The organism is Arthrobacter sp. B0427-1-12, assembly GCF_059092905.1.
Genome location: NZ_JBNHIC010000087.1, coordinates 1 through 9,336, shown reverse-complemented (window position 1 = coordinate 9,336; position 9,336 = coordinate 1). Strand labels below are relative to the sequence as shown.

10 protein-coding genes are annotated in these 9,336 nt (G+C 68.9%); 5 read left to right on the top strand and 5 right to left on the bottom strand.

Annotated elements, in window-relative coordinates; genetic code table 11:
* Positions 1-198: 198 nt before the first annotated feature.
* The 3 genes from AC5RWU_RS22870 to AC5RWU_RS22860 form a co-directional block, all read right to left on the bottom strand.
* Positions 199-525 carry a hypothetical protein gene (locus AC5RWU_RS22870; protein WP_493986470.1) on the bottom strand — a complete coding sequence of 109 codons (327 nt, stop codon included), beginning with the start codon at positions 523-525 and terminating at the stop codon, positions 199-201.
* Positions 522-887 carry a GNAT family N-acetyltransferase gene (locus AC5RWU_RS22865; RefSeq protein WP_493986469.1) on the bottom strand — a complete coding sequence of 122 codons (366 nt, stop codon included), beginning with the start codon at positions 885-887 and terminating at the stop codon, positions 522-524. The genes AC5RWU_RS22870 and AC5RWU_RS22865 overlap by 4 nt, the downstream gene beginning before the upstream one ends.
* A 78-nt stretch (positions 888-965) precedes the next feature.
* Positions 966-1,682 (bottom strand): TetR/AcrR family transcriptional regulator, encoded by a 717-nt coding sequence (locus AC5RWU_RS22860; protein ID WP_493986468.1) that lies wholly within the window; start codon positions 1,680-1,682, stop codon positions 966-968.
* Positions 1,683-1,906: 224 nt separating this feature from the next.
* Between AC5RWU_RS22860 and AC5RWU_RS22855 the strand changes: the two genes are divergently transcribed.
* The 4 genes from AC5RWU_RS22855 to AC5RWU_RS22840 all read left to right on the top strand — a co-directional run bounded on the left by AC5RWU_RS22855 (position 1,907) and on the right by AC5RWU_RS22840 (position 5,052).
* Positions 1,907-2,119, top strand: a complete 213-nt coding sequence (locus tag AC5RWU_RS22855; protein ID WP_493986467.1) for a hypothetical protein — start codon at positions 1,907-1,909, stop codon at positions 2,117-2,119.
* 709 nt (positions 2,120-2,828) lie between these two features.
* Complete coding sequence (locus AC5RWU_RS22850; RefSeq protein WP_493986465.1) at positions 2,829-3,893, top strand: hypothetical protein; 1,065 nt, start codon at positions 2,829-2,831, stop codon at positions 3,891-3,893.
* Positions 3,894-4,294: 401 nt separating this feature from the next.
* Entirely contained in the window at positions 4,295-4,699 is a 405-nt protein-coding gene (locus tag AC5RWU_RS22845) for a response regulator (protein WP_493986464.1), read from the top strand.
* 134 nt (positions 4,700-4,833) lie between these two features.
* A complete protein-coding gene (locus AC5RWU_RS22840; protein WP_493986463.1) occupies positions 4,834-5,052 on the top strand; it encodes a hypothetical protein in 219 nt (72 codons plus the stop codon).
* A gap of 23 nt (positions 5,053-5,075) precedes the next feature.
* Here AC5RWU_RS22840 and AC5RWU_RS22835 read toward each other — a convergent pair whose 3' ends face one another.
* Positions 5,076-5,765, bottom strand: coding sequence for a hypothetical protein (locus AC5RWU_RS22835; protein WP_493986462.1), 690 nt, complete (start codon positions 5,763-5,765; stop codon positions 5,076-5,078).
* Positions 5,766-5,852: 87 nt separating this feature from the next.
* Entirely contained in the window at positions 5,853-8,270 is a 2,418-nt protein-coding gene (locus AC5RWU_RS22830; RefSeq protein ID WP_494037333.1) for a multicopper oxidase domain-containing protein, read from the bottom strand.
* Positions 8,271-8,710: 440 nt separating this feature from the next.
* Here AC5RWU_RS22830 and AC5RWU_RS22825 point away from each other — a divergent pair, with 440 nt between their 5' ends.
* Positions 8,711-9,205, top strand: a complete 495-nt coding sequence (locus tag AC5RWU_RS22825) for an SDR family NAD(P)-dependent oxidoreductase (protein WP_493986460.1) — start codon at positions 8,711-8,713, stop codon at positions 9,203-9,205.
* The last annotated feature ends 131 nt before the right edge of the window (positions 9,206-9,336 follow it).

Below are 9,336 nucleotides of genomic sequence, written 5' to 3'. Positions count from 1 at the left end.
GCGCATCAGGAGGAACAGCACCAGAAACATGACTGTGCCCCGGATAAAGGCCTCAAGCAGCGGAATACTCGGCCCGAACATCGACTGCCAATCCATTTTGGACTCCTGACTTCCAAAGGCATTGACGGTTTACCGGACAAGCGGCCGGAACTATCCGGCAGATTCCGGTGCCGGGGCGGCGGTCGGCGGCCGTTCCGCTTAGGCTGCCAGTGCGACGCGGGGTGACAGGTCTTCCGTGAGCGGCGGGGCAATAATCCGCAGCCGGCATTCGGCCTGGGCGGGGTCGGCGGTTTCGGGCAGGCGCCGGGAGGCTGCGCAGTCACTGAGCTGCTCGAGCACCTCCGGCTGTGTGGAGGCGGCCGACAGGTCAAGGACGATCTCGCAGCCGGGGGCCAGGGAATTGGCCCGCCTGGCCAATACGCACAGAGCCGTGACGTTCCGGCAGTGCACCGGGCCCTTGACACTGATGCGCGTGCAGGCGCCTTCCAGGTCCACCTGCACCAAAACCTTCAGCCTGCCGCTCACCGCGCCGCCTCCATTGTTCGGGCCGTCCGCACCGGCCGGGTGCCGCTGTGTCCGCCGAGGGTTTTGCTGAAGCGCCGGCGTTCGGTTTCCGGGACCAGGTTGAGATAGACCGGGTGGGCGAAGACCTGCCTGCGCGCTTCAATGCAGAACGGCAGGACCGCCAGCCGGCGGCGGTGGGCCTGCGCCAGCGCTTCGCGCACGAGCCGGCCGCCCAGGTCCGGGCCCCGGTACTCGGGGTCCACCACCACGCTTAGCAGCCACAGCCGGCCGTCCTCCACGCGGTAGTGCAGCGATCCGGCCAGGGAGCCGTCAACGTAGGCATCGAACCGGGAAGCGTCATAGTTGTCACGGATAACCTGCATGCTTCTCTCTCCTCACTCGGATCCCGCTTACAACGTAAGCTAAGCATGCTTAGTAAATTAGGGCAAAACCGGCCTCGGTCACGCCTGGCCGGCCAGGGTTTCGAGCCGGTCCAGCAGGTTTTCCAGGGACTCCTCGAATTCCTGTGCGGACCGGTCCTGGGACAGCAGCGGCTGCAGGCTCCCCAGCAGCGGGTACCCGTCCCGATCCGCCTCCTGCGGCGGACGCGGATCGGCATCCTCCGGGCCGACGTCCGCTCCCATCGCGGCCACCTCCAGCAGCAGATGGCCCAGCAGGAAGCTGCTGAAGGCCCGGTACGCAGCCACCGCCGACTCATCGGAGAATCCTGAGGATTTCAGCGCCCGGAGGAAGGATTCGACCCAGCGCAGGCTGCGCAGCGGCGGACGCACCCACGGCGCCTCGGCGGGCCGGGTGGCAATCAGCGGGAAGACCTGCGGATGCGCCAGGGCCAGGCGGCGCAAGCCGTGGGCCAGGCGGATCAGGTAGTCCTGCCAGCCGTGCCGCGGCTCCCCGTACACTTCCGGGTCGCCGTGCAGTTCATCGAGCACCATCTCGACGATCCCGTCCAGCAGATCCTCGCGCGAGGGAACGTAGCGGTAGAGCGACATCGCCTCCACCCCCAGCTCCGTACCCAGCCGGCGCATGGTCAGCCGGCGGACCCCATGCTCTTCGATGAAGTCCGCACCGGCCTGCAGGATGCGCCGCCGCTCCAGCCTGGGCTTATCCGCCCCCGTGCCACCCGCGCCGGTGTTGGACAGTGAATCGGTTCGGGCCATTGTCCACCCCTTTCTGGACCTGCCCTTCCACCCTACGCACCCGGGCCCGGGACAGTCTTCCGGCCCCTCGCAGCAGCGGAGGCCGGCCCGCCGATTTCATTCTGCGGGGCTTACATTGTAAATTTTCATGGCTCACGGTTCTTTCCGGAAAACACCATCCGGAACTCTGACCTGAGCGGCCTGCAGCAGCGCCGGGCCCGGACACGCAGAGCAGGAGCAAGATTGTGAACGACGAACTGAAGCAGGTATGGGTCGCTTCCGCCACAGTGGAAACACTGCAGGTGAAAATGGACCAGGCCGAAACCGCCTTGGCCGAAGCCATCGACGAAGCACTGAAAGCCGGAGAAAACCCGCACACGATCGGCGGAGCAGCCAACCTCACCCCCGCCGAACTCAGTGAACTGGTCCCTGACCTCCCCCAGACAGCAGGGCGGTGACCGGCAGTGCGCATTTCCTCCTTATCCGGCCGCGCCGCTGCCCCTATCCGCATGAACGGCCCCGCCCAGCCCTACTGCTTCACCTGCGGCACGGACGAATTCCTGCTCTTCGAGAGTTTCGCTCCGGCCGCAGACCCCGCCCGCCCGCAGCAGGACTTCGGCCAGGTCAGCTACTCCTGCAGCCGGTGCCGGGAATTCAGCGGCCACCCGGTCCCGGCCACCTGGACCCCGCCTGGATGGCATCCTGCCCCCGGCAACCGCCCCCAACAGCGGCCCTGAAGCCCTTTCCTGCTCCCGGACAGCCGGCCGGCACGGCAAAAACAGTGGGCATGCCGGCACCCCCGGCCCCGGGCGGACAGGCCGCGGGAAGGACCCGACAGGAGGCCGACAAACGCTTCAGCCAACAGTTTCCCCGGCACGAACCGGCCCGGCCCGGCCGGGTACGGGGCAGGCCGGCCGATGGCATCCCACAGATTCACAGAAACACGGAGATACAGGACAGCCGATAACAGCGCATATGTCTCGGGATGAGGCCATGACGGCCCCGCCGTCCCACGACGGCGGAAACACCGATTATGGAGCCGGAACTATTGCCCGGGACCGGGAACGGGCCTAGCATGGATCAACATTGCCGCAGCCTTTGTGCTGCGACATTTTGGGGGACATCTCGGGGGGAGGTGTAATGGCAGGCGGAAACCGGCGTTGGTGCATGGCACCTCTGGTTCGGCGCGTCCTGCTGGCCGGGCTCGCAGTTCTGGCCTGGATGGTCCTTGGCGCCGCCGCCGCCCATGCCCTTACCCCGGCTTTGACCGAGCAGGATCTCACCGGTGCACCCCTGGCCCCAGTCGCCGCCCCCGTGGCGGAAACAACGGTAACTGTCCGCGGCGTGGCCGGGGCTGCAGCTGCTGCCGTACCCGCTCCAACGCCCGCCGCACCGCCGGCCACGGCCGCTGGTCCTGCCGCCGCGCCGGTTCCGGATCTCGTCCCGGCGGTCACGGGTGCTGTCCCTGCCTTGGCGGATCCTGCTGTTCAGGCCCTCACACGTGCGGTGCCGGCAGCTGCTGATGCCGTTCAGGCTGTGGCACCGGTATCCGGCATCGTTGAACCCGTTATTGCACCTGTTGCCCAGGTCGTTGAGCCGGTCCTTGAGGCGGCCGAACCGGTCCTAAACGTGGCCGAACCGGTGCTGGATGCAGCCCAACCGGTCGTGTCACCGGTAACTGCTGTGCAGCCGTCCGTGCCTGGCGCCCCGCTTCCGCCGATACCGGCCGGCACCGAGGGCCCGGATGTTTCCGGCGTTGACGCTCCCGGTCCCGCGCACGCCTCCGGCCCTGCAGACATTTCCCTGCCCGGTGGCGCGCCTGCCGATTCAGCGGCCGTCCCGCCCGTGGCTGAGAACCGGGCCGCTGCGGCCGGACAGGTCCACCATCGGGCCGCTGAAGCCGGCGCCCGTGAAGCTGTCAGCCGGGTACCGGCAACAACTTCAGGAACAGCTGCCGGACCCGCAGCTGCCAGCCCCGAAGCGCCCGTACACGCAGCCGCCCAACCCGGAATTCCTCCCGGTTCCGGCACCCCGTCCGGCCCGTACCCGGCGGTTCCGGCGCCCTCGCCGTCGTTGCCTCCGGCTGCCTCCGCGCAGGGCGGGTCCGGCTCCGTCGCGGCTGATCTGGCGGACCTGCTGTCCCGGCCCGTACCGCAGGGGGCGGCGCTGAGCGACGCCGGTTGGACCCTGCACGCCTGCCTTTCTCCGGAACCGGGTTCCTCGCCCGACTGAGCAGGGCTGCGCTGCCCGGGGGGCCGGGCTGCACCCCCAGCTGCCCCTTCCGGCGGACTGCCGGCACTCCTGCCGGCGACCGCCACGTCACGGGCACTGGCTTACAGCCTGCCGCACCCGGATGCCGGCCCTTCCGGCCGGACCCCGGGCAGCGATGAACACCCCCGGCCATCGGCGGTATCCGGCCCCCTTCCGGTACCCGCGCCAAGGACACTGCACGAAGCGGACGGCCCCCCGTGCCGTCCCGCCCGCCGGTGTCCGCACCGCCGGCTTCCGGTGCTGACCCGATGAACCTCTGGCCATCGGCTCCGCCGGATGTTCCGGCCCACGCTTCGCCTGCCCGTCCCGGGCAGGCCAGACACCACCCCTGCACCGCAGGTATGCCGAGAAAGGCAACCGCAATGTCACCCACACGGATTCTTATTGTCGATAACCACGCACGGTTCGCACGGCTGCTCATGGGCGCGCTGAACCGGGAACGGGATATCGACTGCATCGGCTACGCCACCGGCGTCGACGCCGCCCTCCGGCTGTGCCGGGAGCTGAAGCCCGACGTCGTCCTGATGGACCACGATCTGGGCGACGGCACCGGACTGGACGCCGCACAGCGCATCCTGGCCCGCACCCCGTTAGCCCGCATCGTGCTGCTCACCGCCCAGCCCTCCGCCACGCTGCGGCAGCAGGGCAGGGCCCTGGGCATCCGCGCGGTCCTGGCCAAGGGCGGATCCCTGACCACCCTGCTGGACGCCCTCCGGCAGGCCGCCCGCCCGGTGCTCCACAGCCGGCGGTCCCCCTCGGCCGCCTAGGGAAGCACTCCCCCCGCGCTCACACCAGAGAACAGAGGAACGGGAACCGCACACGCGGTCAAGCGCCCAAGGGGCCTGCCGCCGCCATGATGATGGTCCTCGATCCCAGACCCCGCGCCTACGGAAGGAATACAGTGACCAACGTCTTCAGCCTCAACCCGCGGATCCGCGACCTGTTCGCCCTGCGCCCCGGCGATCGGATCGAAGCCCGGCGCAACGGCGTCATCCACTATTTCGGCCAAGTCGAACAGGCTTTCCCCGAAGAGGGCACCGTGCTGATCATCGAGGGGGTGGGCGGGGCCCGCAAGCTGCTGCCCAGTGACGAATACGACCTGCACCGCAGTACCCGCTGAGCCCCCGCTGACATCCAGGGCGTCTAGTGAGTCGCGGCGGCGGCGGCCTGTCCCTGGCGCAGGGGCGGAATGGCCAGGGCCAGTTGGGTGTTCTGCTGCGGGTCGGTGAAGTCGATGGAGAATTCGGTGGCCTCGGCCGGTGCGAGGTAGCTGATCCAGACCGGTTCGCTGGTGCCGGCCGGGATCAGGCCGGCGCCGCGGCTGGCGTCGCGCGGGGTGACCGTGGGTCCGTTCGCGCCGACCTTCAGCCGCAGCTGGCCGGGTGAGAACAGCCTGGGCACCCTGCCGGTGTTGGTAACTTCCGCTTCAATGAGGATCACATCACCCCAGGTCTCGTTCACCGGCCCCCCGGACGGTGCCCCGTGGCCATGGGCGCCGGCTTGGGGCACCGGACCGGCATTGCTGAGGGCTGCAGCATGGGTGATCCGGCTGAAGTCCGCTGCCCCGGGGGTTCTGCTGAACACGGGGGACCCGGCCGCGGTGAACCGCGGGGAGCGTCCGGCGCGGATGATCCGCACCGCTCCGAAGGACGCCGGTGCCGTCAGGGTTGCGGTGCGTGCTCCGGTGGAGGCGATGGCGTAGGCGGTCGCCGCCGCCAGGGCGGCCGTTCCGGCCGCAACGGTGAAGGTGCGCCGGGAGATCACAGGGGTTTTCAGTTCCCAGGAGGTCCCCGGTACTGCCCCCGGTGATGTGCCCGGGTTATAGACGGTCATTGGATGGTCATCCCCTTTATGGATGCCTGGCCCCGGCGGGCCGGGCCCCTTCGGCCCGCCCGGGTGGATGGTGGGTGTGTGCTGCTGTTATGCGGCGGTGACGGTGATGGTGCGGGTGGCCCTCAGTCCGCCGGGCCGCCAGGTCAAAAAGTCCACATGGATCCGGTACTGCCCGGGCGCCGGCGGGCGGAGCAGGACGTCGTACTTCTCCGCTGCCCCCGAGAGAAAGCTGCTGGTCATCAGACGGTTGCCCGTTGCCCCTACCGGAAGGGCCGGCCCGGCCGGATTGGCGGTATTGCGCAGCGGGCGCCCGTCCTGGGAAATGATCTCGGCCATCGGCACCGGAGCCCCGGCCGCATCGGTGAAGCGGGTCCGGGTGGGGAAGTAGTCCACGTTGAAGAACCGCACCAGCGTGGGGGCGCGGCCGTTGCCTTCCACATTGGCCCGCATTTCGGAGATGCTCCAGACATGCTCGCCGGCCGGCCGTTCCGGAATCACCCCGCCGAGCAGGTAGAAATGGTCCGCCTCGAACCGGTTCAGGCCCACGTCCTCACCGGAGAGCCCGGCGGCATGGTTCATCTCGTGCCAGCGGGCGTCCAGGGAGTAGGGCCCGATCAGGGTTTCGGTGGCAATGTCGTATTCGGGCCCGTCCACAAACGACCGCCGGGCCCCGGGGGTGCTGACGTCATCGGCGTTGGGCGGATCAATGATGATCGGACCGAACATGCCCATCTGCACATGCAGCGGGGTGTTGACGTGGCAGTGGTAGAAATACGTGCCCGCGGCGCCCTCGTTCGGGCTGCCGGCGATACCGATCTCCGGGCGCCACTGGTAGGTATAGTGCCCCGTCACCTCGAAGGACGTGTGGCCGACCCCGTCATTGCGCGGGTCCGGTTCGATCCCGTGCCAGTGGATCGTGTGCACACTCTTGCCCGGTTTGATCGTGGCGTGGACAATCTGGCCCTCGGTGGCCCGCATCAGGGGTCCGGGCAGCGCCCGGCCGGCGTCTGCGGCCTCGAAGCTCCACACCTCGTGCTCGGAGCCGTCCGGGAACTCGAGATCGCGGCTGAAGAAATCGAATTCCAGGGAAATATCGGGCCGCTGCGGGAATTCGGTCTCGGGGCTGCCCTCGTGCGGCTGGTTGGCGGCGAAGTCCACCTGGCTGGGGTAGGTTCCGTGATCCTCCGGCTCCGGGTGGGCGGCCAGGACCCAGTCCGCCATCAGTCCGCCCGGATACAGGCCCCCGGCTGCGGTCTGGGACGGTTCGGCGTGGCAGTGCATCGGGTAGAGCCAGTCTTTGGTCCGCGCCTCCCAGACCGCATCGGTGACGTCCGGCGGGCGCCAGCACGGCAGCAGGGCCTCAGTGCGCTCCAGCAGGTTGACAAAGACCGTATCCTCCCACCGCTGCAGCACCGGCCGGGCGAGGGGAGGGACGAATCCGAGCCCGCGCGGGAAGTCGAACCCGTTGGCCCGCACCACCCACACGTGGTTGCCGTGGAAATGCAGCTGATGGTCCACGATCCCGGTGTTGACCATCCGGATCATCTGACCGGTGCGCACCGTGCCCGGGAACCGGGAGGCGCTCAGGTCCCGGACATCACCCTGCCGCGGGAAGCCGGACGGGAGGGTGTCCTCGTGCCGGCGCTCGTTCAGCTCCTTGTCGGTGCTCACCGCCAGGGACTGGAAACCCGCGTAGTTGTTCAGGGTGAAGTAGCGGACATAGGCCGGTTGGGCGTCCGGGTCCACCGTGCCGCCCCGGGACGCGACGGCCGCCCATTCGGGCACAATGTCGTGGCAGATCCACAGCCACTGCCGCTCGAACTCCAGCCGGCCCGGCGCCAGCCGCCACGCATCGGCCGGATCAATCACCACCAGCGCACCGTGCAGCCCCAGCACCCGCTCGACCGGCCCGTTGCCCGGATCCGAAAAAATGTAGGTGCCCGGCTCCGGTGCCGGCAGCACCACCTCCCCGACCGCCCCCGGGGCAATCGGCCCGGTGCCCACGTCCACACCGCGCGGCTCCAGCTCATTGCCGCCGGGACCCACATCATGGAAGACCAGCTGGTGCGGCTGGGCCAGGGTGTTGTGCACCCGCAGCCGGATAGTGGAGCCGGTCTCGGCAATCAGGGTCCGGGGCGGGAAGAAACTGGCCCAGTACGCCCGCCGGATCAGGTAATGATGCGGATTCTCCGGATCCGGGCCCAAAGGCTGGGGCCTCCCGTGCGGCGGCAGCGCGGCATTCAGCGGATAGTGCCGGCTGGCCACCACCTGCCCGGTTGCGGTGAAAACATGCGGGGCCAGCCGCAGTGCCGCCTCCGGGTCCCCTGCCGCCGCCGGACGGTCACCGAAACCGCGGTGATAGACGAGGGATCCGTCCACCATCGGCAGGAAACCCTCATTGATATAGACATCGAGCACACCGGGCGCGGAAGGCACCGCGGCCGCGCGCTGACCTGCCGCCCCGAAACCCAAAAAACTCCGGCGGCCGATACCGCTGCTGGCCACGTGGCCCACCCCGCACTGCGAGAAAAACTTCCGCACCCGGAACGGCACACACGCCGATTCACCGGATGAACGGGACGACGCCACCCCAACCAGGACACCCCGGCCGTGATTCCTTCTGCTTAGCGTCGAACATTTAATTTTATCCCCGTACCCCTGGAAAAACACACCCAGGTCCGGCAGCAGGCCCGGCACCCACCCCGGCGGCTGCAATCCCCACGTCCCCGTACTGGGGAGCAGGCAGCCGCAGGAGATATCCGCGGTGCTGACCCGGGCCGGGCGGGCAGGGACAGCGGTACCGAGCTGCGGGATAATGAATCCGGCAGCACCGGACCGTAATCCGGGCCGGAGGTGATGCAGCGCAGTGACGGCGGCGGCCAGCCGGGCAACCCGGGCCGGCGCCATCAGCGGGGGATCCTTCACGAGGTCGGGGAAGTGACGGCATGGCCTGCAGAACCTGGTTCATCACAGGTGCGTCCCGGGGCCTGGGGCGCGAAATGACAGAGCAGCTGCTGGCCCGGGGCGAGCAGGTGGCCGCGACGGCACGGCGCCCGTGCAATCTGGCCCCGCTGCGTGAAGAGCATCCCGAGCGGTTATGGACGGCATGCCTGGATGTGACCGACACCTGCCGGGTGCGGGAGGTCGTGGAGTGCGCCTTCGAAGTGCTCGGCAGGATCGATGTCGTCGTGTCCAACGCCGGCTACGGGCTTTGCGGTGCCCCCGAGGAGCTCTCCGATGCGGACATTGAACGGGAAATCGCGACCAACCTCACCGGGTCAATCCAGCTCACCCGGGCGGTGCTGCCGTACCTGCGGGCCCAGGGCGGCGGCCGGATCGTGCAGGTTACCGGCATGGGGGGTCAGTGGGCGGCTCCGCCAACCCCTGGCTGGATTGTCTCCCGAATCCTGGGGGCGGGGAAGCCACAGAGCGGCCGGTGACGGAATGTCACCGGATCCCGGTTCCGTCGCAGCGCCGCGGGCCGGAAAGGGCCCTAAGCGGGCGTGCCTGGGCTCGGAGGGCTGACAGTATCCGGGCCTGCCGGTAGTCTGCGGGGAACGGGCGATACCAA

Excerpts from the sequence above, each read along its gene's own strand:
- AC5RWU_RS22825 (WP_493986460.1), top strand. The coding sequence starts at position 8,711 with ATGGCCTGCAGAACCTGGTTCATCACAGGTGCGTCCCGGGGCCTGGGG.
- AC5RWU_RS22835 (WP_493986462.1), bottom strand. The coding sequence starts at position 5,765 with ATGACCGTCTATAACCCGGGCACATCACCGGGGGCAGTACCGGGGACC.
- AC5RWU_RS22865 (WP_493986469.1), bottom strand. The coding sequence starts at position 887 with ATGCAGGTTATCCGTGACAACTATGACGCTTCCCGGTTCGATGCCTAC.
- AC5RWU_RS22860 (WP_493986468.1), bottom strand. The coding sequence starts at position 1,682 with ATGGCCCGAACCGATTCACTGTCCAACACCGGCGCGGGTGGCACGGGG.
- AC5RWU_RS22850 (WP_493986465.1), top strand. The coding sequence starts at position 2,829 with ATGGCACCTCTGGTTCGGCGCGTCCTGCTGGCCGGGCTCGCAGTTCTG.
- AC5RWU_RS22845 (WP_493986464.1), top strand. The coding sequence starts at position 4,295 with ATGTCACCCACACGGATTCTTATTGTCGATAACCACGCACGGTTCGCA.